Below are 22,483 nucleotides of genomic sequence, written 5' to 3' on the forward strand. Positions count from 1 at the left end.
TCAAACCCTCCGCTCACGAACGCTCGCGAACAGGCCGCCGGGCTTCAGGAGCAGCACCACCATGAGCAGTGCCAGCGCGGCGAGCGGAACGAGCTCGGAGCCGATGTAGCCGCTCACCAGGCTCAGCGACAGGCCGAGGACGACGCCGCCGACGACCGCGCCGACCGGGCTGTCCAGCCCGCCGAGCACCGCGGCGACGAAACCGTACACCACCACACCGTCCATATAGGACGGATGGACGAGGCCGCCGCCGGCGATCAGCAGACCGGACAGCGAACCGGCGAGCGCGGCCAGCGCCCAGCCGAGGGTGAGCATCCGCCCGACCCGCACGCCGAGCAGGCGGGCCACCTCCCGGTCGAAGGCGGCGGCCCGCATCCGCAGGCCCAGATCGGTACCGCGGAACAACAACACGAGCCCGATCAGCACCACGCCGACCGCGGCGATGGTGAACACGCCGAACCCGGTCAGCGCGATCGTCGTGTCACCGACCCGGAAACCGGTGAGCCCGAACGGCGCCGGGAACGACCGGTACCGCGAGCCGAACACCAGCGCCGCCAGCGCGTGCAGCACGATGAACAGCCCGAGGGTGAGGATGACGGCGTTGATCTCGGGTTTCCCGGAGACGAACCGGATCACGAACCGTTCCACCAGCGCGCCGAGCACCAGTCCCGAAAGCAGCGCCACGGCGAAACCGGCCCAGTACGACCAGCCCGCGTCGATGAGGACCAGCGCGAGGTAGGTGGTGATCATCGCCATCGGCGCCTGCGCGAAGTTCACGATCCGCGTCGCCCGCCAGATGAGCACGAGCGCCAGCGCAAACGCGGCGTAGACCACGCCCAGCGTCAGGCCGGTGAGCGCGGTGGTCAGCAGTTGCTGCACAGGGGTCCCTTTCAGAATCCGAGGTAGGCGTGCCGGAGGGCGTCGTCCGCGACCAGCGCGGCGGCGTCCCGCCGGACGACGACCTGCCCGAGGTTGAGCACGACCCCGTGGTCGGCGATGGACAGCGCGCTGCGCGCGTTCTGCTCGACCAGCACGACGGCCAGCCCTTCGTCGTGCACGAGACCGCGCAGCAAGCCGAAGATCCGCGCCACGATCCGGGGCGCGAGGCCCAAGGACGGTTCGTCCAGCAGCAGCACCTTCGGCCGGGAGAGCAGCGCGCGGCCGATGACCAGCATCTGCCGTTCCCCGCCGGAAAGGACGTGCGCGAGACCGTTCTTGCGGTCGGCCAGCGCCGGGAAGAGGTCGTAGATCCGGCGGAGATCGGCCGCCGTCGCGCGGCCGCGCGCCCCGAGCGCGCCGAGCCGCAGGTTCTCCTCGACGGTCAGTTCGGCCAGCACGCCGCGGCCTTCGGGGACGTGCGCGAGCCCGAGCGCGGGAAGGTCCTCTGTGGACACTCGGCGCAAGTCCCGGCCCGCGAGCGAGATTTCGCCGCCCGCCGGTGGCACGAGACCGGAAATGGTGCGCAGCAAGGTGGTCTTGCCCGCGCCGTTCGCGCCGAGCACCGCGGTGATCTCGCCCTCCGCGGCCGAAAGGCTCACGGAGTCGAGTGCGCGCACCGGGCCGTAGCTCGCCGAAAGGTTCTCAACGGTCAGCACCGGCCACCTCCTCGCCGAGGTAGGCCGCCTGGACCGCCGGATCCGCGCGGATCTCGTCCGGGGTGCCGCGGGCGATGACCCTGCCGAAGTCCAGCACCACGATCTCGTCGCAGACGCCCATCACCAGATCCATATGGTGCTCCACCAGCATCACCGACATCCGCTCGGTCAGGCCGCGGACCAGCGTGCCGACCTCGTCGATCTCGGCCGACGACAGGCCGCCCGCCGGTTCGTCGAGCAACAGCAGGTCGGGTTCGCTCACCAGCGCCCGCGCCAGCGCGACCCGCTTCCTCACCGGGTACGGAAGGCTCGCGGGATAGCGATGGGCGACGTCGGCGATGTCGAACGCCTCCAGCTGAGCCATCGCTCGCTCGGTCAGCGCCTTCTCGTCCTTCGTCAAGCCCAGCAACGACGACCAGAAGCCGGATTCCGTGTGCCTGCCCGCCCCCGCGAGGACGTTGTCCAGCACGGTCATCCGGTCGAACAGGCCGAGTTCCTGCAGGCTGCGGGCGATCCCGAGGCCGGCGAGGTGATGCGGGCGCAGCCGCCGCAGTTCCTGCCCGCGCCAGGTCAGCGTGCCGGTGTCCGGGCGGACGAAACCGCACGCGACGTTGAAGAGCGTGGTCTTGCCCGCCCCGTTCGGGCCGATCACCCCGAGCACCCGGCCCGGCGCGACGGTCAGGGAGACGTCCGACAAGGCGACGAGACCACCGAAGGTCACCGTCACACCGGACATCTCGAAGGTCGACAGGGTCACGCAAGAACTCCCAACGGAGAGAGGAGGTCCCGGCGCGGGCGCGCCGGGACCGATGACACTCAGGCGTGCGGACACGTGTCCCGGTAGTCGCTGATCGTGCGGTCGTCCGGAGCGGGGCAGAGGAACTGCTCGTAGCGGGTGTCGTTGTCCACGAACCGCTTCAGCCACGAGATCGTGTACTTGGCCATGGTCGTGTTCGCCGTGTTCGGGAAGAAGTGGCTCGCGTTGTCCAGCTCCATGTACGCCTTCTCCGACGAAGCGGGAATGCTGGTGTAGAACGGGATCGAGTGCGACGCCACCGGCGCGACGGAGTCGGACTCGCCGCCGATGACGAACGTCGGCACCCGCAGGGTGGACCACGACTTCTGCGTGTTCCACGCTGCGAGCGGCACCGCGGCCTGCAGCGACGGCCGGTCCTGCGCGGCTTCGAGCGAACCGCCGCCGCCCATCGAATGGCCGGCCACCGCGAGCCGGGTGGTGTCGACGCGGGAGCGGACGGTGCTGCGCTGGGTCAGGTAGTCGAGCGCGGCCAGGAGCTGGTCACCTCGGCTGTCGGGCTGGTCGTAGATCGTGTTGGTGTCGATCGTGAACACCACGAAGCCCTGCGACGCCAGCCGCGGGCCCATCCACGCGATGCTCGACTGGGTCGCGGTGAACCCGGGCGAGATGGCGACCGCGCCGAACGTGCCCTGCGCGGTGCTGGTGGGGTAGTAGATGGTTCCGCCGCCGAAGCCGGTGACGGCCAGACTCGACACGGAGGTCTGGGATACCGCGAACGAGCCGCGGGTGGCTTCGATGCTGCTTTCCGTCGGGTCGGGTCCTCGTTCGTAGGGGTTCTCGGCGGCGTAGGCCGCCGTGGGGGCGACAGTGAGTGCCGCGACGGTGGCCAGTCCACAAAGGATCCGAGTCGTACTGCGCATGGTGCCGTCTCCGTTCGCCGTTGAACACGGTCCGTGGTGATGGACTGTGGCAAACGGCCGGAGCCCGCTGCATCGGTGAAATCGCCAGTCTTGGTCCGCGAGCGTTCCCGCCGGGCCGGTCGCCCGTACGATCGGCGATCGTGAACCCCTCAGCCGAGGACATAGTCCGCACCGCGGCGCGGTGGATCGATCGCGGCGTCCGCGTCGACACCTCCGCCTTCGCCCAGGAACTGGGCATCTCGCGCAGCACCCTGTTCCGCCGCGTCGGCAACCGGGAAGACCTGCTCGGTGATGCCCTCTACTACCTGTCCGAGCGCACCCTGACGGCCGCCGCGCGCACCTGGGAGCGCGATGAGGGCGACGTGGTGCGCAACGCGGCCGGTGAACTGCGCTGTCTCTCGATCATGCGCGAGTACCGGTCCGTGCTGGCGGCGAGTGCCGGGTTCCGGCGCTTCCTCGACGACGAGCCGGTGCTGGCGATCCGGCTGCTGACCGACCCGCACGGACGCGTCCAGCCGAGGGTGATCGCGGCGCATGTCGAGCTTCTTCGCCGCGACGTCGAGGACGGCGGTTTCGAACCGGCGGTCGGCTTGGACAGCCTCTGTTACGCCATCGTGCGGTTGGGGGAGGCGTTCCTGTACTCGGACGTCCTCGCCTCCCGGACCCCCGATCTCGAAGCGGCGTCGACGCTGCTCGGGGCGCTCGTGGAAGGACGGGTGCCGAGCAAGACCTTGTGAAACACTTGCGTCTGGTGTTTCATCGAGAGGGATCTCGAGGAGGCGCCGATGCCTGTGTACCCGCTGCGGGGGAGGGACGACCTCTTCGGCGGGCTGCGGTCGGCCGCCGGACGTGCCGTGCTGGTCCGCGGCGCGGAAGGGCTCGGTAAGTCGGCCCTGCTCACCGCGCTGCGCGCCACCCTCGGCGTCCGGCTCGTCGGTGTGCGGGGCCTGCGCGCGGAACGCGAGCTGCCCTACGGCGCCCTGCAGCGGATGTTCGGCGCGCCGGTCTCGGGCGGCGCGGAGGCGCGTGAACGTCTCGGCGCGGTTTCGGCGCCGACGATCTGCTGGGTCGACGACGCGCACTGGGTCGATCCGGAATCCTTGGCGGCGCTGGGTTTCGCCGCCAGGCGATTGGCGGGCGCGCCGGTCGGGATGGTGCTCGCCTCGCGGTCCGGATCCGACGAGTTCGACTCCGTCGAGCTGCCGCCGCTGACCGATTCCGCCGCCGATCAGGTGCTGCGTGACCGCGGCGTGCCCGCCGGGGTGCGCCCGCAGCTGGTCGAACTGGGTGACGGGAACCCGGCCGACCTGGTCGCGCTGGCGGCTTCGCTGACACCCGCTCAGGCGGCCGGGCGGGAGCCGGTCTCGCCGGTCCTGCGGGAGCGTCTGCCTCGCTATGCGGCCGAGCTCGAAGCGATGCGGCTCGACGAACGTCTCGGTTTTCTGGCCACCTGCATGGACTTCTCCGCGAGGAAGGCGACCTGGTACGCGGCGGCGTCCCCGGCCGACCGCAGGGCGGCGCACGCGCGGCTGGCCTCAGCCGAGGAGGGGCCGGACGCGCTCTGGCATCGGGCGATGGCGACGGCCACGCCGTCCGAGCCGCTCGCGGACGCGCTCGCCGCCGCACCGGCGGTGGATCACGCGGCCGCGGCCCGGCAGCTCGAACGCGCGGCCGCCCTGACCGCCGATCCGGGGACCAGGGCGGCCCGGCTCCTGGCGGCGGCGGACGCGGCCTGGCAGGCGGGCAGACCGGGCTGGGCGCGCCTGCTTCTGTCCAAAGTGGACACCGCGCCGGGCGCGGTGGCGTTGCTGCACGGGGAGATCGAGCTGCGCGACGGCGATCCCGCCGTCGCCACCCACGAACTGGGCGCGGCCGCGGAACTGCTGCCCGACCCGGCGGGCGCGCTCCTGCTGGCGGGTGAGGCGCGCAGGCTCGGCGGTGACCTGAGCGGCTACCGGGCCCTCGCTCGGACGGTCCCGGCGGGCGACGAGCTGGCCTCCGCCCATTTCCACGGTCTCACCTCGGTTTACGTCGGCCGTCACGAGGACGCCGTCGCTCCGTTGACGGACGCCGTCGCCAAAGGGATGGCCGGCTCGGACGTCGCCGGGGCCGTCTGGGCGGCCGAAGCGGCCTTCGCCCGCGGGCATGCCGAACGGGCGCACGAATACGCGGCCGCGGCCGTGAGCCGCGCGCGGCTCGGCAAACGGCACGCGGAACTGCCGTGGGCGCTGATCTACCTGTCGCTCTCGGCGATCGCGCTCGACCGAATCCCTTGTGCGCGGGCGGCGTCCCGCGACGGGCTGCGCGCACCGCACAACCTGCGGATGGAGCATCTGACGCTGCTGGGCTTGGCCGCCGCCCTGCTCGGTGACCGCGTACCGGAGCTGGACGAGGCGGCCGAGGGGATCGCCGAACGCGGCCTCGGCAGGCCCGCCGCGGTCGCCGCGTGGGCGAACGCCTGTCTGGACCTGGCCGAGGACCGGCCCGACGACGCGTTGAGCAGGCTCGAAGATCTCGCTTCGGGCGTTTCCGGCGACCAGCCGGTCATCCGGGTGCTGGCCACTCCGCAACTCGTCGAAGCGGCCGTCTGTTCCGGGCGGCCCGAACGCGCGCTCGTCGCGCTGGAGGTGTTCGACCGCTGGACCCTCGCGGGCGCGGAACCCTGCTGGCTCGCGCTGAGCCACCGCTGTCACGCGCTGACCGCGGCGGATCCGGAGACCGCGGAACGGCGTTTCGTACTGGCCATCGAGGCGCACCGGCGGGCGGGTGGCGCGATGGAACTCGCCAGGACCCGGTTCGCGTACGCCACCCTGCTGCGACGGCATCGCCGGACCCGCGACGCCCGCGACCAGTTCCGCGATGCCTTACGGGGCTTCGAAAACGTCGGCGCGACCCGGTTCGCCGAACGGGCGCGGTCCGGGCTGCGGGCGACCGGCGAGACCGTCGACACCCCGCACCGGTCGCTCGCCGGGCTCACCCCGCAGCAGGACGCCATCACCCGGCTGGTGGCAGCGGGGGAGACGAACAAGGAGATCGCGCGGCGGCTGGTGATCAGCCATCGCACGGTGGATCACCACCTGCGGAACATCTTCACGGCACTGGGAGTGCGGTCCCGCGTGGAACTCGCGCGCCGCGTCGCCGCCGGCGAATGACGCACTCGCGTGATCGAAGGCGTAACTCGCGTGATTGGAGCCGCAACTCACGTGATCAGAGGCGTAACACTCGAGTTACGCCTCCAAACACGCGAGTTACGTCTCTGATCACGCGAGTTACGCGCAGGCCAGGACCGGGGCCTGAGGACGTCCGCCGCCGTGCAGGTCGCTCAGCGGAACCCTGGCCAGGCCGAGGATCGCCTGCGCGGTCGCGCGCGGGGCGGTCGACGGGTTCAGGCCCGTGGCGTCGTAGGCGATCGCGCCGCGGTCCGGCTCGGCGCCGGTGCAGCCGGTCTGCAGCGACCGCAGGAATTCCCGCGCCTTCACCGCGGCGGCGGGGCGGTGCCCGGCGAGCGCCTGCGCGGCGAGGCCGGTGCTGTTCGCGTTCGGCGCGTCGGTGCCGAAACCGAAGCCGCCGTTCGGGTGCTGCCTGGAGACCAGCCAGGAGGTGCCCTCGCCGGCGTTCACCGCGTCACCGGTGGCGCGCAGGGCCTGGACGACGGTCGCGGTCGCGTCGACGTCGCTCGTGCACGTCGCTTCGCCGAAGTTCAGCGGGAAACCGCCGTCCGGGCACTGGCTGCCCGAGAGGAACGCCACGGCCTGCGCCGGCGCCTCGCCGGTGCGGTCCAGCGCCAGCAGGGCGAGCGACTGCGAGAGGGCGTTGGAGTAGTCGCCGTATTCGGACCGGTCGGAGAACCGGCCGGACGGCGTCAGCAGCGAGAGCAGGCCCGCCTTGAGATCGACGCCGCCGAACGACGCCGAGTCTTTGCCGCGGATCTGCGCGGCGAGCAGCAGCTTGGCGTGCGCGCCCGCGTACGCCTCCGTGCCACCGCCGACGTAGGCCGTGGTGATCTCCGGTTTCGCCAGCCACACGATCGCCTTGCCCGCGTTCGTGTCCGACACCCCGGCCGCGGCGAACGCGAAGATGGCGTCGATCGTCAAACCCTGGTCGGGGAACTTCTGGCCGCCGAAGTCGGCCTCGAACCGTTCCCCGTCGGTCATCTGCCTCGCGAGCCAGCCCGCGGCGGCGTCCGCCTTGTTGTGGGTGGCCGCGGCCGCCGCCGGAGCGGCGACCAGCCCGAGCCCGCACAGCATGGCGACAGCGAAAACCAAACGTCTCATGAGAACCCTTTCCCGCATTTCCACGACAGGAGTCGGTGACACCGCGCGACGTGGGTGACCGGGCTCGCCTGGAGGCACACCGTTGCGGGACAGCGCCGGACTCTCACCGGACTTCCCCCACGACCGCGCTGAATCGGACGAACCGAAGAATCTCATCCCCGGCGAGCGCCCGGGTACCGCCGGGCGCGAAGGGCCGGTGTGATCCTGGTGACCGACCTGGTCAGCGGTGCCTGCCGGAGGTGATCGAGTGTTAACCTCGCCTCGCTCGACAACAGAACACCGCCGCCCGTGACGGGGAAGCCGGTCGAAATCCGGCGCTGTCGCGCAACCGTAGGCCCTTCACCAGGGCGAGCCGGGATACCGAACGGGCGGATGCACGAACCACTGTCGCGATAAACAGGGGTGACCGCGGCGTCCCGCGCCGTCCTCCGTCACGCCGCAAGGAGGAGTCATGCGCCGCGGGTACCTGGCCGCGACGGCGTTCGCCGTCAGCCTCGGCGTGGTCGCCGCACTGCTCACCGGGACGGCCATCGCCGGGAACGATCCCGGCGCCGCGAAGGCGAATTCCCGCTGGCTCGCGACGAAGCTGAAGCCGGACGGCACGATCGAGAACCCCCTCGGCGGCGAACTGCCCGACCACGGCCTGATGCTCGACGTGCTTTTCGCGCTGTACGCGTCGGGCGACGGCGCCAAGGCCGAGCCGATCATGAGGTTCCTCGACGACGAAGGTCACGCGAGCGACTACTTCACCTGGGACAAGCTCGTTCCCGTACCTGGATTCGACAAGGTCGTCGTCGGCGGCTCGCTGGCCAAGACGCTGGTCGCCGCCCAGGTCGCCGGCCGTAACGCCCGGAGCTTCGACGGCCACGACCTGGTCGCCGAGACCCACGCCGCGATCATGCGCAACGGCCCCGACAAGGGCCGGATCAGCGACTACTCCAAAGATCCGGAACGCACCGGCGCGGTGAACAACGACGCGAACACGTTCGGCCAGGCGCTCGGCGTCATCGGGCTCGCCGTGGCGGGCGAGAACGACCGGATCGCCATCGACAAGCTGCTGACCCAGCAGTGTTCCGAGGGCTACTTCCGCCTCGTGTTCGAATACATCGCGACGGAGGAGACCGGCGACCACGTCACCCCGAGCGGCCACAAGCTTTCGACCTGCGACGAGGGCAAGCCGCTCGGCCGTTCCCCGACCGACGGCGACGCCACCGGTCTCGGGCTCTCGGCGCTGCTGGCCGCACGGAAGGCGGGCGCGACCGGACTCGACGCGCCGATCGCCAAGACCGTCTCCTGGCTCAAGGCGAACCAGGACCCCGGCGGCGGCTGGGGCGGCGGGGTCAGCACCGAGGCGCCGAACACCAACAGCACCGGCCTGGTCGTCCAGGCCCTCGCCGACGCGGGCGGCGCCGACGCGGCGGTGGACAAGGGCGTGCGGTACCTCAAATCCGCACAGGCGAACGCCGCCGACTCCGGCACCAAGCTCGCGGGCGAACTCGGCGCGATCGCCTACAACCCCGCCACCTACGAGGCCGCGCGCACTTCGGGGATCAGCGGGCTCGACACCTGGATCCGCGCGGGTGCCCAGGCTTCGCTCGGGTTGGCGCAGGTCGGCTTCTACGCACTCGCGAAGGGTGACGTCCGGCCGCCGGCCAACGTCGCCCCGGCTCCCACAGCGACCACCATCACGACCGCGGTGACGCCGCCGCCCAGACCCAAGAAGGCAGGCACGCCCAGGGCGTCCACCGCCGTCCAGCCACCGGCCACGATCGCCATCCCGGACAGCGCCACACCAGCCGCCCGCCTCGGCGCCTACCTGGCGAACCGGCTCGCCGGCGGCGACCACGTCGAGGTGGCCGAGGACGGCAAGACCTACGTCGACTACGACGCCACCGCCGACGTGGTGCTGGCCCTGCGAGCGCTGGACCAGCAGCCGGACGCGGTCGCCCGCGCGTCGCAGTTCCTGCTGAAGCCGGAAGCCGTGCGGGCCTATGCCCACGGCGCGCCGTATGAGCAAGGCGAGGCGTCGTATGCCGAGCCGCTCGCGAAACTCGTGCTCGTCGCCGAGTTCGCGAAGTCGGATGCCGCCGGGCAACTGCGCGACGATCTGGTGAAGTTGCGCGGCACCGACGGCGAGTTCACCGACACCGGATCGTTCGCCGACGCCGACGAGACCGTCGAGCGGCACTCTTGGGCGGTGCTCGCCACCGCGGCCGATCCCGGACCCGCGGTCGAACTGCTCCTTTCGCGTCAGTGCGCCGACGGAACCTTCCCGAAGCATCTCGACACCGTGGAATGCGGTTCGGGCGACCTCGCCGCGACCGCCGCCGCGGTCACCGCGCTGGCCGCCCGTCCGCATACCGACGCCGCGCCCACGTCCAGGCGCCCGGACGGTTGGAGCGAGCGGCGCGTGTCGGCGTTCGTCACCGCGGTGGACGCGCTCGGCGTCCGGCCGACCGGCGAGGGCATCGTCACCGGGGAGGGCGGAGAGCCGGACGTCGCGCTGAGCGCCGCCGTCGCCGCCGCTCGGCAGACCGCCGGCCTGGACGCGAGCGGAACCGCGCGGTCACTGGGCAAGCTGGTCCGAGCCGACGGCGGTTTGGCCAAGGGATCCGCCGGGGAGACCGATTTCGCGACCAGTCTGGCCGCCGCGCAAGGAGTCGCGGGCCGCTCTTGGCTGACCGCGGCGGATTCACCGCTCTCGCCCGCGATCCGGCTGCCGCTGACCGAGTCGGATCCGGCCGCCGCTCCGGTACTGGCCGCGGAACAGTCCGACTCCCCGCCCTCGTGGCTGATCTGGGGGCTCGCTGGGCTGGCCGTCCTGCTGCTGCTCACCGCGCTCGCCCTGGTTTTCGTACTTCGCCGTTTCACCAAGAAAAAGGGGGCAACACCATGAAGAGACTGCTCGCCGTCACGTCCGTCCTCATCGGACTGATCGGGCTTTCCGCCGCACCCGCGAACGCGGTCGACACCACCAAGGGCTACAACGGGATCTGCACCGGCCCCGACGCGCTCACCGGCGTCACCGTCGTCGTCGATTTCCAGGAGCTGGACGGTAACGGCGGGACCACCGCGCCGACGATCACCCGCTGCTCGCCCAACGCCGCGCCGGGCACCGCCCGCACGGGTATCAAGGCCTTGCAGGACGCGGGAATCGCGGTCGCCGGCACCGCACGCTGGGGGCTCGCTTTCGTCTGCCGCGTGGAAGGCCGCCCGTCCGCGACGGAGACCCTTCCGCTGTCGACCAACCCGAACTACAAGGAGGCGTGCGTCACCACTCCGCCCACCGGCGCGTACTGGGGTTACTGGCACGCGGACGGTTCCGGCTCGACCTGGACCTACAGCACCTCCGGCGCGGTCAACCGGAACGTGACCCCCGGCGGCTTCGAAGGCTGGTCGTTCTCGCTGAACAAGTCGGCGGCGACCAACCCGCCGCCCGGGGTCACGCCGAGGAACCCGGCCATCCCGTGAGGAGGCTCCTTCCCGTGGTGGCGGCGGTCTTCCTGATCGCCGCCACGGCACCTTCCGCGCACGCCGTGGACCAGGGCAAGGGATATCCCGGGTTCTGCAAGGACGACACCGGGGTCACCGTGGTGGTGGACTTTCAGCAACTCGGCGGCACGGCCATCGTCCGCTGCAACCCCCAGACCACGCGCGGCACCGGCCTGGACGCGCTCAAGGGCGCCGGTTTCCAGATCGCCGGAGTGCAGCGCTGGGGCGAGTCGTTCGTCTGCCGGATCGAGAATCGCCCGTCCGCGGCCGAGAACATCCCGGTCAGCGGCCGCGGGGAGTACCGGGAGCCGTGTGTCGACACGCCTCCTGCGCAGGCCTACTGGTCCTACTGGCACGCCTCGAACAACTGCGCGTGGGACTACAGCCAGTGGGGGCTCAAGAACCGCGACTTCACCCCCGGCGGGTTCGAGGGCTGGTCGTTCTCCTTGAACGCCACCGCTCAGAGCAACCCGGTCCCGCGCGTCTCCGCCGTGCGGCCGGGGACCGAGGGACGGCCGTGCGTGCAGCGCGAAGAAGCCAAGCCTGCCACCGGCGATCCCGGCGAGCGGCAGCAGCGGCCGCTGCCAGGGGGCGGTCCGCAGGCCGACGGTTCACAGCCGACGGCCGGTGCGGAACCGGGTGCCGCGGGCCCGAGTTCCGGCGCGCTGCCGCCGCCCAAACCGCGTCCGAGCGCCTCGGCGCGGCCGAAGGCACCGGACCCGTCGTGGAACGTCGCGTTCACCGGAGGTGAGCACGCCGAGGACGTCAACGCGGCGATCGAACGCGAGTCCGGGGCCAGCGACTGGGCGCCGTGGGCGGCGGGCGCCGCGGTACTGGCGTTGTGCCTGGCGGGATTCCTGATGGCACGCAGACGCAAACGCGCGCAAGGAGCCTGATGACGTCCTACTTCCTGCCGCGCGACCTGCATCCGGCCGCGTGGTGGGTGTGGGCGCTGGGTCTCGCCGTCGCCGCGACCCGCACGACGAACCCGTGGCTGCTGCTGACCATCGTGGCGGTCGCGGGGTACGTCGTCGTGGCCCGGCGCGGTGAGGCGCCGTGGGCGCTGGCGTTCCGGCTCTACCTGTACCTCGGCGCGTTCATCGTCGCGATCCGCGTGTTCTTCCGCGTCGTGTTCGGTGGCGCCGAGGGCTCCACGATCATCCTGCGGCTTCCCGAGATCCCGCTGCCGGAATGGGCGGCGGGTATCCGCCTCTTCGGCGACGTCTCCGCGGAATCGTTGCTGGGCGGGCTCTACGACGGGATGCGGCTGGCGGCGATGGTGATCTGCCTCGGCGCGGCCAACGCGCTCGCGAACCCGAAACGCCTGCTCAAGGCGATGCCGCCGGCGTTGTACGAGGTGGGCACGGCGGTGATCGTCGCGCTGTCGGTGTTCCCCCAGCTGGCCGAAAGCGTGCTGCGGGTCCGGCGGGCCCGCAAACTGCGCGGCGGTTCGGGGAAGAAGAAGATGAAGGCTCTGCACACCGTCCTCATCCCGGTACTGGAGGACGCGCTTTCGCGATCGTTGCAGCTGGCCGCGTCGATGGACTCGCGCGGCTACGGCCGGGCGGGACCGGCCGGGGCACGGACCAGGCTGATCACGGGAACGCTGATGATCGTCGGCCTGCTCGGTGTCTGCGTCGGCGTATACGCCACTTTGGACGGTTCCACGCCCCGCTACCTCGCCGCGCCGGTGCTTTCGGTGGGAGTCGTGATCGGGCTGGCCGGCTTCTGGTCGGCGGGCAAGCGGGTCCGGCGCACGCGGTACCGGCCCGATCGCTGGCACCTGCCGGAAATCGTCGTCGCCGTCAGCGGCATCGGGGTCGCGGTGACCCTGTTCGTGACCTCCAGCGTGAACCCGATGAACATGAACCCGTCACTGATCGACCTGTCCTGGCCGCCGCTGTCGTGGGCGCCGTTGCTCGGAGTGCTGGCCGGCGTGCTGCCCGCCTTCCTCACCCCGGCCCCAGAACCTCCTTACGCCGCACTAGAAGAAGAAGCCCGCGCATGATCGAACTCGACCACGTTTCCTTCACCTACCACGGCCGCACCGAACCGGTGCTGTCCGACGTGACGCTGTCCATCGGTGAAGGCGAACTCGTGCTGTTCGCGGGCCGGACGGGAGCGGGCAAGTCGACGCTGCTCGGCACGATCAACGGTCTCGTCCCGCATTTCACCGGCGGTCACCTCGAGGGCACGGTGTCCGTCGACGGCGTGACGACGCGGTCCCGGCCGCCGCGCGAGTTCGCGCATCTGGTCGGCGTTGTCGGCCAGGACCCGCTCGCGGGCTTCGTCACCGACACGGTCGAAGACGAGCTCGCGTACGGCATGGAGCAGCTCGGCCTGAGCCCGCAGGTGATGCGGCGCCGGGTGGAGGAGACCCTCGACCTCCTCGGCATCGCGGAACTGCGCAGGCGCGCGCTGCGGACGCTGTCCGGCGGGCAGCAGCAGCGGGTGGCCATCGGTTCGGTGCTGACCACACACCCCAAGGTGCTGGTGCTGGACGAACCGACGTCGGCGCTGGACCCGACCGCGGCCGAGGAGGTGCTCGCGACGCTGGCCAGGCTGGTGGAGGACCTCGGCACGACGGTGCTGATGGCCGAGCACCGGATGGAACGCGTGATCCCCTTCGCGGACCGGATGATCCACGTTCCCGGCACCGGGGGAGTGATCGACGGGACACCGCCGGAAGTGTTGAAGGACATGCCCATCGCGCCGCCGATCGTCCACTTGGGACGGTTGGCGGGCTGGGATCCGCTGCCGATGTCGGTCCGTGACGCCCGGCGGCGCGCTTCGTCGCTGACCCTCGGGACGCCCGCCGCGCGTAGCACCACCGTCGGCGAAGAGCTGATGACGGCTTCCGGGGTGGTCGTGCGGTACGGGCCGAAGGTGGCGGTGCGGGAGGTCGACCTGTCGCTGCGCGCCGGCGAGGTGCTGGCGATGATGGGGCGCAACGGCTCCGGCAAGTCGTCGCTGCTGTGGGCGGTGCAGGGTTCAGGGCCCCGCCAGGGCGGCAAGGTCACCGTCGATGGCAAGGACCCGAAGACGCTGAGCAGCGCCGCGGCCCGGGCACTCGTCGGCATGGTGCCGCAGACCGCGAGCGACCTGCTGTACCTCCAGACGGTCGCCGCCGAATGCGAAGCCGCCGACGCGGAATCCGGTGCGGAGCCGGGGCATTGCCGGAGCCTGCTCGACAGGCTCGCTCCGGGTATCGATCCCGCGTCGCATCCGCGTGACCTGTCCGAGGGACAGCGTCTCGCGCTGGTGCTCGCCGTGCAGCTGTCGGCCGCCCCGCGGATCATGCTGCTGGACGAACCGACGCGCGGCCTCGACTACACCGCGAAGGCGGCGCTGGCGCGGATGATCGCTTCGCTGACGGCCGAGGGCAAGGCGATCGTCGTGGCCACCCACGACGTCGAGTTCGTCGCGACGATCGCGCACCGGGTGCTCGTGATGGCGGAGGGAGAGGTCGTCTCCGACGGCCCGACCGGCGAGGTCCTCGGCGGTTCCCCGGCCTTCGCCACGCAGATCGCGAAGATCCTCGGCGAACCTTGGCTCACCGTCGAAGAGGTCCGAACGGCGCTTCCGCAGGAGGTCCCGTGACCACGATGGCCCCGGCGGTCCGGCTCGGCCCGCGCTCGGCGACCGTGCTCGGCCTCGCGTCGCTCGCGGGGCTGATGATGTTCGTCTGGCCGCTGCTGGTCCGCGTCGAGCCGCAGTCGATGCAGCACGGCCCGGACGCGCCGTTCGTGTTCATCGGGATCCTGCCGATCCTGATCGTCATCGTGCTGGCCGAGATGTCCGAAGGGGGCATGGATTCCAAGGCCCTCGCGATGCTCGGCGTGCTTTCCGCGGTGAACGCCGCCCTGCGGCCGCTCGGCGCCGGGACCGCGGGCATCGAGACCGTGTTCTTCCTGCTGGTGCTGGCCGGACGGGTGTTCGGTCCCGGCTTCGGTTTCGTGCTGGGCTGCACGTCGATGTTCGCTTCGGCGCTGCTGACCGCCGGGGTGGGACCGTGGCTGCCGTTCCAGATGATGTGCTCGGCGTGGATCGGGATGGGCGCGGGACTGCTGCCGCGCCGCGTCACCGGCAAAGCCGAGATCGCGATGCTGGTGGGGTACGGGATCCTCGTCGCGTACGTCTTCGGGCTCCTGATGAACCTGTGGTTCTGGCCGTTCATCACCGACGCCGAGGTGCCGTACCACGACGGGCACATCTCCTACGTGCCCGGCGCCCCGCTGCTGGAGAACCTGCACCGGTTCGCCGTGTTCACCGTGCTGACCTCGACGGCGGGCTGGGACACGGGCCGCGCGATCACGAACACGGTGGCGATCCTGGTGCTGGGGCCCGCCGTGCTCGCGACGTTGCGCCGGGCTTCGCGGAAGGCGTCCTTCGGCGTGCTTCCTTCCTTTACCGAACCCGCTTCCGGGGCAGGACGTGGCAGGCCACGGCGAACACCACTCCCACGGCGACGATGATCGCGGCGAAGACGGGATGCATGTCCTTGGACAGGCTCTGTGCGCGTTCGGGGCCGATGGCCCAGAGCGCCAGGGGCGTGGCGTAAGCCGCCGTGAGCGCGATCGCGCCCCAGCGGAGCGCCCTGAGCCGGGTGTCGCGCAGGGTGCCGATCAGGACCAGGGCGACCGGGACGACGGCGAGCATCGCGAACTGGCCGATGATCATGACCGGCACGGCCCAGGCCGAGACGATGACGGAACGCGGGAAGCGGCGGACGGTGGTTTCGCGGTCGAGCGTCTGGGTGGACATCGGTTCCTCCAGGATTCGGAATGCGGTCAGCAGTGGGATTCGGCGGCGGTCTTGAGATCCTTCAGCCAGGCTTCGAGGCCCCAGCCGAGGAACTTCGTCGCGGTGGGCACGTCGGCCTCGACCTGGGCGCCCGCCCAGTTCTCCTCGGTGCGGACGAGCACGCCGCCCTTGACCTCGGTGAAGGTCCAGACGTGGACGCCGTTGTCGATGCTGAGGCCTTCACCGACCGCGGGCCCTCTCCAGCGGAGGCATTCGCCGCGCCGGATCTGGTGGACGGTCGAAGTGATCGACAGCGTGGTGGCGGGGGTCGTGGCCGTCGGCGGCGCGGGCGTGGTCCAGCGGAACCGCGAGTTCTTGCGGAGCGGCCCCTGGTCGAGGCGTTCGTTGCTCAGCACCGGCTCCTGCCAGGACGGCCAGCGTTCGACGTCGGTCTGAAGCCGCCAGATCTTGCTCAGGGGAGCGTTGATCAGTGCCTCGGTCCGGTAGTGGATCGGGGCCTTCGTGTCGATGGTCCTGCCCTGGCACGAAAGCGGGGCGGGGGAAGCGCGAGGGCGGCGGTACGGCGGAAGGTCATGCGAGCTCCTTGTTAGCATTGATTGCGATAGTTAGAAGCTATAACCTCACGACCGTGAGTGTCAATAGGAAAAGTGATACCCTCTAACTGAATGAGCCTGGAGGGAGTCGCCGTGAAGACTTCGCGTGAGCGGTACCGGGCCCAGATGTGCGCCGAGATCAAGCGGTACGCGTGGGAACAGCTGGGCACAACGGGTCTCTCAGCGCTGTCCCTCAACGCGATCGCCAAACACGTCGGCATGAGCGGCCCCGCGCTGTACCGGTACTTCCCCAGTCGCGACGACCTGATCACCGACCTCGTCCGGGACGCCTACCGAAGCCTCGCGGATGTCGTCCGGGCGGCGGCCGGGTCCGGCGGCGTGGCCGAAGTCGCCTACGCGATCAGGGATTGGGCGCTGGCGGATCCGCAGCGGTACCTGTTCGTCTACGGGACACCGATTCCCGGCTATCGCGCGCCCGGCGACACCACGGAGATCTCGAACGAGATCATGGCCGTACTGCTCAGGGTGCACGCGGAGGCTCCGGACGACGGGCGGGCGACGGCGTTCGACGGCCATGTCGAGGAGCATCGCGACTGGGCGGGTGGACTGCCGGTGTCCTCCGCGGTCCTCCGTCGCGCCGTGACGTTCTGGACCCGGATCCACGGCGTCCTGTCGCTGGAGCTGGCCGGGCATTTCGCCGGGATGGGGTTCGACCCCGGCGTGCTGTTCGCCGCCGAGCTGACCAGTCTGTCTACAAAGGACGATTCCCGCTGAGCGAGGCATCGGCGCCCGCTGTGCTAACTTCCGGGGATGCGCAAAGGATCCAGGGTTCCTTTCGGTCGTACGCTCGCGGTGATCGCGTCGATGCTCCTGGCCTCGCTGATCGGCCCCGGCGCCGTGGCGAACGCGTCCGCCGGGCACGGCTGTGAATGCGCCACCCCGTCGATCGACCGGTTGCAGCAGTGGCTCGCCTCCGGTGAGGGCACCACGGTGCCGCCGACCGGCAGCCTGCTCGTCCGCGAACGCGGCGGGTATGCGGCCAAGGTGGACTTCCTCAACGCCGAATGGCACGTGGTCGTCGTCTGGCTGGGGAATCGGTTCGAAGCACAGGCCGATCTTTCGAAATCCGCCGGTTTCTGGATGACCTACAGCGCGACCGACGACCTCTACGTCCAGCTGCGTCCCGCCTCGAAATGGAGCGGCGGCGACAAGTGGCTCACGAAGGTGCCGTCGACTGGCGGGAAGCTCGTGAAGAAGTTCTTCAGCTTCAAGGCGGAGGCCTGGACGACACTGCCCGAACTGGGGACGCCCGGGTACTCCTTCGCCTCGGCGCTGACCGAGGCGCGTGGCCTGGTCTTCGTCGGCAAAACGCCGAACCGGCTCGATTTCCGCGGCCTCTCGATCGACCGCTACCGGCCGCCCTGCCTCTGAACACTCCTCGGTATTCACCTGTCCGGAGCGGTGATGGTCGCGCCCCGTGCCCGTTTTGTCCTGTACGGTGAACGTTCAGCCGCCTGCGCACGACCGATTTGAGGAGTACCCCAGATGAGCCTGTTCGACTCGCTGAAGGAAAAGGCCGCCGAGTTGCTGGGTGGCGCGGGCGACAAGGTCGGCGAACTGACCGGCGTCGACCTTTCCGGCGCCGCCGACCAGGTCACCCAGTCCGCCGGCGGATTGGCCGAGACCGGCCAGGGGCTCGCCGAAAGCGCCACCACCGCGGGCCAGGACGCCGTCGACTCGGCCACCGCGGCCGGTCAGGGTGTCGTCGACTCCACCGGTGCCCTCGGTGACGCCGCCACCGGGCTGGCCGGCGACGTGATCGACCCGAACGCCCGGGGCTGAACCGCCCTCGGTGCCCGGTGTCCGCGAAACCTCGCGGGCGCCGGGCACCGTCATGTTCGCGCCTTTCGCTGGTGTAAATGAGACCCACCTGGCCGTCGTTCACCGCTAGTCTGGTCGAAACTGACTGATCTGCGGGGGAGCGGACCATGGTCGGAATCTGGATAGCCCTCGGAATTCTCGTGTTGGTGATCGGCGTCGCCGTCATCACCGACCTGCGCGACCGAGGCCGGGGCGGGACACGCAAATTCATGTTGCCGGGCTGGGCCTCGCGACGTGCCGACTACACGGAGAACGACCTCGTCCACGGGCGCTGGACGGAAAAGTCGCCGCGTGAGCAGGACGAGGAGCACCAGCGCAAATACCGGGCGGGTGACGAATAGGGAGTCACGCGGCAGGCCTCGTCCAGCACCAGGCGGCGCGCAGGGCGGCGATCAAGGCCTCGTCGTCGGCGTAGGTCGGTTCTTCCCCGACCGGCACCCAAACGCGGTCGACGACTTCACCGTGGCTGGTCCGGACGACGGAGATTCCGGGGTAGGACAACGCCGCGCCGCCGTCCTCGGCCACGCGGCGAGGTTCCCAGCGCAGCTGGACAACGCGATCAGCGCTCATCGACCACAACTTTCCCTACTTGCGTACCGGGTAAGTCGTCTGTCGGTGTCCGCGCGTTTCACGCCGTCCCTGTGACGTGCGCCCTTCGTGCTGCGGATTCCCGCGCCGGATTCGATTCTTCGCGTGAATTCCGCGGAGCAAAAGGCGTCACACGAAAGGTGGTGACCCCGATCACAGGGGTCTCTCTCATCGTGGGAACATAAGAGCCAAGGTCACCGGATCCCGGAGGGTGAATGCTCCGCAGAATGCGTCGCTGGCTCGAATTGCTCAGTCTCGGCGGGTTGGCGGTGGTCGGCTTCGCGGTCGGGATCGCGGAACAGCTCGGCCTGCTGGACAAAGTGGCGCCGAAGGGCATCTCCACGCTGACGCTGATCATGGTCAGCGGAGTGGTCGTGGTGCTGCTCATCGAGCTGACCCCGTTGCGCGCACTGGAAGACATCCGCGCCCGGCTCGCCGGCCTCGACATCGACACCATCGCCGCGAGCCAACGCCGTTCGCACTACGGCGGCGTGGTCGAAGTCCACAAACGCTTTCCGGACGACGAGTTCGCGGCGCATATCGCGAAGGCGAAACAGGTGACGATCCTGAACACCTGGATCCCCAATCTGCAACGACTGGAAAAGGAACTGGAAGCCGCGATCGTCGACCGGCGCGCCCAGGTGCGCATCATGCTGCTGCACCCGAACTCGATGCTGGTGGGGTTGCGCGAAGCGGCGTTGGACCGGAGCGACGGTGCGGGCAAGACCTTCGTGAGCACGGGGATCGTGGACTGCCTGGAGACCCTCGCCCGCCTGCACCGGCGGCTGGCGAAACGTCAGGCCAACCTGAAGGTGCGGGTGTTCAACTCGCAGGCCTCGGTCTCGGTGTACCGGGCCGACGGGCGCTACCTGGTCAGCATGTTCCTGCACGGCCAGCTGGCGATCGACTCGCCGCAGTTCGAGATCGAGGGCACGCACGACACCGTGCTCGGCGAACAGATCCAGCGCGAGCTCGACACGTTGTGGGACATCGGCCGCGACGTGGACCTCGCCGACTGGAACCGAAGCATCGACATGATCCGTTTCTGAGCAAGAGGTGTAGTGATGCGCGAACTCGACGAGTACGAAGACGGTTTGATCGAGCGGTTCCGGCGGCACCCGGCGCTGCGCGGCGTCACCGAGCTCTCGCCGGAGGACCTGCACGCCGTCCTGCTGCAGCGGCGGTTCCTGTCGCTGGCCTTCACCATGGCCTACGACCTGGCGATCGACCTGCTCACCGACGAGCAGTCCAAACGGATCGCCCGTGTCATCATCCGCGAGGAGTACCCGGACAACACTTCGCCCGGCAGCACACCTTCGCACCGCGAGGACCTGATGGCGGACATCCTCGCGCTGGGCGTCCCGCGGGAAGCGCTGGTGCGGTCGCGGAGGTCACTGGCCACGACGGCCTGCGTCGACACCACCATGGAGCTGATCGCCTCGGCGGGCGACTCGAAGTACGCCGACGTCGAACTGCTGACCATCCTGCGCTTCTGGGGCGAGGTGCTGGTCTCGGTCGAGTACGGCGAACTGTGGCGCCGGATCGGCCCGGTGCTCGGCGGCAAGTCCGTCTTCTACTACCCGCACCACGTGCACGACGCGAAGTCCCGCCCGCTCGCCGCCGCGTCCCCGCTTTCGCTCACCCATTCCGATCAGCTCGGCTTACGGCTCGTGCAACTGATCGACTCGAGCGAGGCGCGGGAGCGGTTCCGGGAGACGGAGCAGGCGGTCGTCGCGGTCAAGACGGCCTTCTACGACCAGTTCCTGCCCGCTTCGTGAGTGGCCCCGGGCCCCAAGTACGTGAAGGCCCCCTTCATTGCGCCAGGCGCAATGAAGGGGGCCTTCACGTACTACAGGCGGGCAAGGCGCACCCGGTACCGGGTCACTCGGCGACGAGGCCGGAGAACCGGCCCAGCGTCTCCTCGCGCCCCAGCGCCTGGGTGATCGCGTGCAGGTCCGGGCTCCGGGTCGAGCCCGTGATCGCGATCCGGATGATCTGCGACGCCTCGCGAATGGAGCCTGGGAAGCCTTCGGGGTTCTTCTTGAACTCCTTGGCGTTCTTCGCGAAGCCGTGCTTCGCCGCGACCTCGCGGATCTGCTGGAACCATTCCTGGCCGTCGTCGAGCTGCTGGTAGTTCTCGACGAAGTCCCGTGCCACGGCCCGGACGACCTCGGCGTCGACACCGAGGGCGGCGATCCGCTCGTCGGCGGCGCTCGCGACGGCAGCGTGCAGCTGCGGGAAGAAGAAGCCGTAGACGGCGCGGAACTCGCTCCACTTCTTCAGGTCCTTGCGCGGGTTCTCGGCGCCGTCACGCTCGACGGCGAGCGCGCGGAGGGCGAGCTCCGGCTCGGCGTCGAGGACGGTCCGCAGCTCGGGGTCGAACCGCTCCGCCCAGCCGCGGACCTCTTCGAGGATCTCGGCGCCGGTCAGCGTGGCGATGTGGTCGGCCGAGATGTCGTCGAGTTTGACCAGGTCGACCAGCGGGCCGGCGACACCGCATTCCTCGAGCTTGATCGGCTCGGCCAGCGCCTGGTCGAGCGGCATCTCGGCGAGCCGTCCGTTGGCGAGGCCGCGCAGGTAGTAGAGGACGGCCTTGGTGGGGTAGCCGGACTCGATGTAGAAGTCGACGCTCGCTTCCGGGTCCTTGCGCTTCGACAGCTTGCGCTTGCTGCCGCCCTCCTGCTTCATCAGCGGCGCGATATGCGCGTACGTGATCGGCTCGAAACCGAGCGCGTCGAACAGCTGCTGGTGCACCGGCACCGACGAGATCCACTCGTCGCCGCGGATGACCAGGTTGACGCGCATGAGGTGGTCGTCGACGGCGTGCGCGAAGTGGTAGGTCGGCAGCCGGGGGCTCTGGTCGGAGCTCTTGAGGATGACGACGTCGTTGCGGTTGGCCTCGGCCTCCAGCGGGCCGCGGATGGCGTCGGTGAACCGGGCGCGGGCGCCGGTGTCGTCGGGCGCGCGGAACCGCACGACGTACGGGTCGCCGGCGTCGAGCTTGGCCTGGACGTCGGCGGGGTCGGCGTCGCGCCAGATGGCCCACGAGCCGTAGTAGCCGGTCGGCAGCTTCGTCGCCTGCTGGCGGGCGGTGATCGCCGCCAGTTCGTCCTTGGTGGCGAAGTCGAGGTACGCGCGCCCGGTGCGGAGCAGGTGACGGACGTAGGTCAGGTAGATCTGCTCGCGCTCGGACTGCTGGTACGGGCCGTAGTCGCCGCCGCGGTGGATGTCCTCGTCGGCGGCGAGATCGAAGTAGGCGAAACCGCGCTCGAACTGCTCGATGGCGCCTTCGACCTCGCGGGACCGGTCGGTGTCCTCGACCCGGACGAGGTAGCGGCCGCCGCTGCGGCGGGCGACGTCCTGGTCGATGGTGGCGACGTAGACGCCGCCGATGTGGACGAACCCGGTCGGCGAGGGGCCGAACCGGGTGACCAGGGCGCCCTCGGGGAGCTCGCGGGCGGGGTAACGCTGTTCCCAGTGCTCGGGCTCGGGCAGGTCGGCGGGGAAGAGGGCGTCGATGACTGCTCGGTCCAGCATGGCGGTTCAGATCTCCCGGCGTCGTGGTGCATGGCGGTTTTCGCCACCGAAGAGCCTAACCGTCCGGCCTCCCGGCCTGGTGAGGGTGGTCCCGAAGCCGGATCGAGACGTGCTTTTTCGT

At 70.2% G+C, this 22,483-nt stretch carries 23 protein-coding genes and 2 riboswitches; of the genes, 14 read left to right on the forward strand and 9 right to left on the reverse strand.

The window, feature by feature from the left end:
• The 4 genes from H4W30_RS03785 to bdeA form a co-directional block, all read right to left on the reverse strand.
• The gene (locus tag H4W30_RS03785; protein WP_192741507.1) at window positions 1-879 is read right to left on the reverse strand and encodes a branched-chain amino acid ABC transporter permease; all 879 of its coding nucleotides are present in this window, start codon (window positions 877-879) and stop codon (window positions 1-3) included.
• 11 nt (window positions 880-890) lie between these two features.
• Window positions 891-1,595 (reverse strand): ABC transporter ATP-binding protein, encoded by a 705-nt coding sequence (locus tag H4W30_RS03790; protein WP_192741508.1) that lies wholly within the window; start codon window positions 1,593-1,595, stop codon window positions 891-893.
• Window positions 1,582-2,331, reverse strand: a complete 750-nt coding sequence (locus H4W30_RS03795; RefSeq protein ID WP_192742413.1) for an ABC transporter ATP-binding protein — start codon at window positions 2,329-2,331, stop codon at window positions 1,582-1,584. The genes H4W30_RS03790 and H4W30_RS03795 overlap by 14 nt, the downstream gene beginning before the upstream one ends.
• Window positions 2,332-2,411: 80 nt before the next feature.
• Window positions 2,412-3,272: a bis(hydroxyethyl) terephthalate hydrolase gene (bdeA, locus tag H4W30_RS03800; protein ID WP_192741509.1), complete on the reverse strand. Its 861-nt coding sequence runs from the start codon at window positions 3,270-3,272 to the stop codon at window positions 2,412-2,414.
• A 140-nt stretch (window positions 3,273-3,412) separates the two neighbouring features.
• Between bdeA and H4W30_RS03805 the strand changes: the two genes are divergently transcribed.
• Both H4W30_RS03805 and H4W30_RS03810 read left to right on the forward strand, forming a co-directional pair.
• Window positions 3,413-4,009: a QsdR family transcriptional regulator gene (locus tag H4W30_RS03805; protein WP_192741510.1), complete on the forward strand. Its 597-nt coding sequence runs from the start codon at window positions 3,413-3,415 to the stop codon at window positions 4,007-4,009.
• Window positions 4,010-4,057: 48 nt separating this feature from the next.
• Entirely contained in the window at window positions 4,058-6,424 is a 2,367-nt protein-coding gene (locus tag H4W30_RS03810; protein ID WP_192741511.1) for a helix-turn-helix transcriptional regulator, read from the forward strand.
• Window positions 6,425-6,541: 117 nt separating this feature from the next.
• Here the strand turns inward: H4W30_RS03810 and H4W30_RS03815 are convergent, their stop codons facing one another.
• Complete coding sequence (locus H4W30_RS03815; RefSeq protein ID WP_225948753.1) at window positions 6,542-7,546, reverse strand: prenyltransferase/squalene oxidase repeat-containing protein; 1,005 nt, start codon at window positions 7,544-7,546, stop codon at window positions 6,542-6,544.
• Between the two features lie 32 nt (window positions 7,547-7,578).
• Window positions 7,579-7,704, reverse strand: a riboswitch (cobalamin riboswitch).
• Window positions 7,705-7,840: 136 nt separating this feature from the next.
• Window positions 7,841-7,908: riboswitch (cobalamin riboswitch) on the forward strand.
• Between the two features lie 89 nt (window positions 7,909-7,997).
• On the opposite strand from H4W30_RS03815, the gene H4W30_RS03820 reads away from it, so the two are divergent.
• The 6 genes from H4W30_RS03820 to H4W30_RS03845 are packed head-to-tail and all read left to right on the forward strand — an operon-like array spanning window position 7,998 to window position 15,513.
• Window positions 7,998-10,442 (forward strand): hypothetical protein, encoded by a 2,445-nt coding sequence (locus H4W30_RS03820; protein WP_192741512.1) that lies wholly within the window; start codon window positions 7,998-8,000, stop codon window positions 10,440-10,442.
• Window positions 10,439-11,017: a flagellar hook-length control protein FliK gene (locus H4W30_RS03825; protein WP_192741513.1), complete on the forward strand. Its 579-nt coding sequence runs from the start codon at window positions 10,439-10,441 to the stop codon at window positions 11,015-11,017. Before H4W30_RS03820 ends, H4W30_RS03825 begins: the two co-directional genes overlap by 4 nt.
• A gap of 14 nt (window positions 11,018-11,031) precedes the next feature.
• Window positions 11,032-11,934 carry an ABC transporter substrate-binding protein gene (locus tag H4W30_RS03830; RefSeq protein WP_318780524.1) on the forward strand — a complete coding sequence of 301 codons (903 nt, stop codon included), beginning with the start codon at window positions 11,032-11,034 and terminating at the stop codon, window positions 11,932-11,934.
• The gene (locus H4W30_RS03835) at window positions 11,934-13,046 is read left to right on the forward strand and encodes an energy-coupling factor transporter transmembrane component T (RefSeq protein ID WP_192741515.1); all 1,113 of its coding nucleotides are present in this window, start codon (window positions 11,934-11,936) and stop codon (window positions 13,044-13,046) included. The genes H4W30_RS03830 and H4W30_RS03835 overlap by 1 nt, the downstream gene beginning before the upstream one ends.
• On the forward strand, window positions 13,043-14,638 hold the full coding sequence (locus tag H4W30_RS03840; protein ID WP_192741516.1) for an ABC transporter ATP-binding protein: 1,596 nt from the start codon (window positions 13,043-13,045) through the stop codon (window positions 14,636-14,638). The genes H4W30_RS03835 and H4W30_RS03840 overlap by 4 nt, the downstream gene beginning before the upstream one ends.
• A 5-nt stretch (window positions 14,639-14,643) precedes the next feature.
• Window positions 14,644-15,513 carry an ECF transporter S component gene (locus tag H4W30_RS03845; RefSeq protein ID WP_192742415.1) on the forward strand — a complete coding sequence of 290 codons (870 nt, stop codon included), beginning with the start codon at window positions 14,644-14,646 and terminating at the stop codon, window positions 15,511-15,513.
• On the opposite strand, the gene H4W30_RS03850 is transcribed toward H4W30_RS03845, so the two are convergent.
• Together H4W30_RS03850 and H4W30_RS03855 are read right to left on the reverse strand one after the other, a co-directional pair.
• Window positions 15,446-15,802: a hypothetical protein gene (locus tag H4W30_RS03850; protein WP_192741517.1), complete on the reverse strand. Its 357-nt coding sequence runs from the start codon at window positions 15,800-15,802 to the stop codon at window positions 15,446-15,448. The genes H4W30_RS03845 and H4W30_RS03850 overlap by 68 nt on opposite strands.
• A 26-nt stretch (window positions 15,803-15,828) precedes the next feature.
• Window positions 15,829-16,395, reverse strand: coding sequence for an SRPBCC family protein (locus H4W30_RS03855; protein ID WP_192741518.1), 567 nt, complete (start codon window positions 16,393-16,395; stop codon window positions 15,829-15,831).
• Window positions 16,396-16,467: 72 nt separating this feature from the next.
• On the opposite strand from H4W30_RS03855, the gene H4W30_RS03860 reads away from it, so the two are divergent.
• The 4 genes from H4W30_RS03860 (at window position 16,468) to H4W30_RS03875 (ending at window position 18,578) form a co-directional block, all read left to right on the forward strand.
• Window positions 16,468-17,130, forward strand: coding sequence for a TetR/AcrR family transcriptional regulator (locus tag H4W30_RS03860; protein WP_225948754.1), 663 nt, complete (start codon window positions 16,468-16,470; stop codon window positions 17,128-17,130).
• Window positions 17,131-17,208: 78 nt separating this feature from the next.
• On the forward strand, window positions 17,209-17,787 hold the full coding sequence (locus H4W30_RS03865) for a hypothetical protein (RefSeq protein WP_192742417.1): 579 nt from the start codon (window positions 17,209-17,211) through the stop codon (window positions 17,785-17,787).
• Window positions 17,788-17,901: 114 nt separating this feature from the next.
• The gene (locus tag H4W30_RS03870; RefSeq protein ID WP_192741519.1) at window positions 17,902-18,198 is read left to right on the forward strand and encodes a hypothetical protein; all 297 of its coding nucleotides are present in this window, start codon (window positions 17,902-17,904) and stop codon (window positions 18,196-18,198) included.
• Window positions 18,199-18,344: 146 nt separating this feature from the next.
• A complete protein-coding gene (locus H4W30_RS03875; protein WP_192741520.1) occupies window positions 18,345-18,578 on the forward strand; it encodes a hypothetical protein in 234 nt (77 codons plus the stop codon).
• Window positions 18,579-18,582: 4 nt separating this feature from the next.
• On the opposite strand, the gene H4W30_RS03880 is transcribed toward H4W30_RS03875, so the two are convergent.
• Window positions 18,583-18,807 carry a hypothetical protein gene (locus tag H4W30_RS03880; RefSeq protein WP_192741521.1) on the reverse strand — a complete coding sequence of 75 codons (225 nt, stop codon included), beginning with the start codon at window positions 18,805-18,807 and terminating at the stop codon, window positions 18,583-18,585.
• A gap of 245 nt (window positions 18,808-19,052) precedes the next feature.
• Between H4W30_RS03880 and H4W30_RS03885 the strand changes: the two genes are divergently transcribed.
• Together H4W30_RS03885 and H4W30_RS03890 are read left to right on the forward strand one after the other, a co-directional pair.
• Window positions 19,053-19,874, forward strand: a complete 822-nt coding sequence (locus H4W30_RS03885) for a hypothetical protein (protein WP_192741522.1) — start codon at window positions 19,053-19,055, stop codon at window positions 19,872-19,874.
• Between the two features lie 15 nt (window positions 19,875-19,889).
• The gene (locus H4W30_RS03890; RefSeq protein WP_192741523.1) at window positions 19,890-20,603 is read left to right on the forward strand and encodes a hypothetical protein; all 714 of its coding nucleotides are present in this window, start codon (window positions 19,890-19,892) and stop codon (window positions 20,601-20,603) included.
• 103 nt (window positions 20,604-20,706) lie between these two features.
• Here the strand turns inward: H4W30_RS03890 and H4W30_RS03895 are convergent, their stop codons facing one another.
• On the reverse strand, window positions 20,707-22,362 hold the full coding sequence (locus tag H4W30_RS03895; protein ID WP_192741524.1) for a glutamate--tRNA ligase: 1,656 nt from the start codon (window positions 22,360-22,362) through the stop codon (window positions 20,707-20,709).
• Between the last annotated feature and the right edge of the window lie 121 nt (window positions 22,363-22,483).

The sequence above is a fragment of the Amycolatopsis roodepoortensis genome, assembly GCF_014873915.1.
In the GTDB taxonomy this organism is placed as follows: domain Bacteria; phylum Actinomycetota; class Actinomycetes; order Mycobacteriales; family Pseudonocardiaceae; genus Amycolatopsis; species Amycolatopsis roodepoortensis.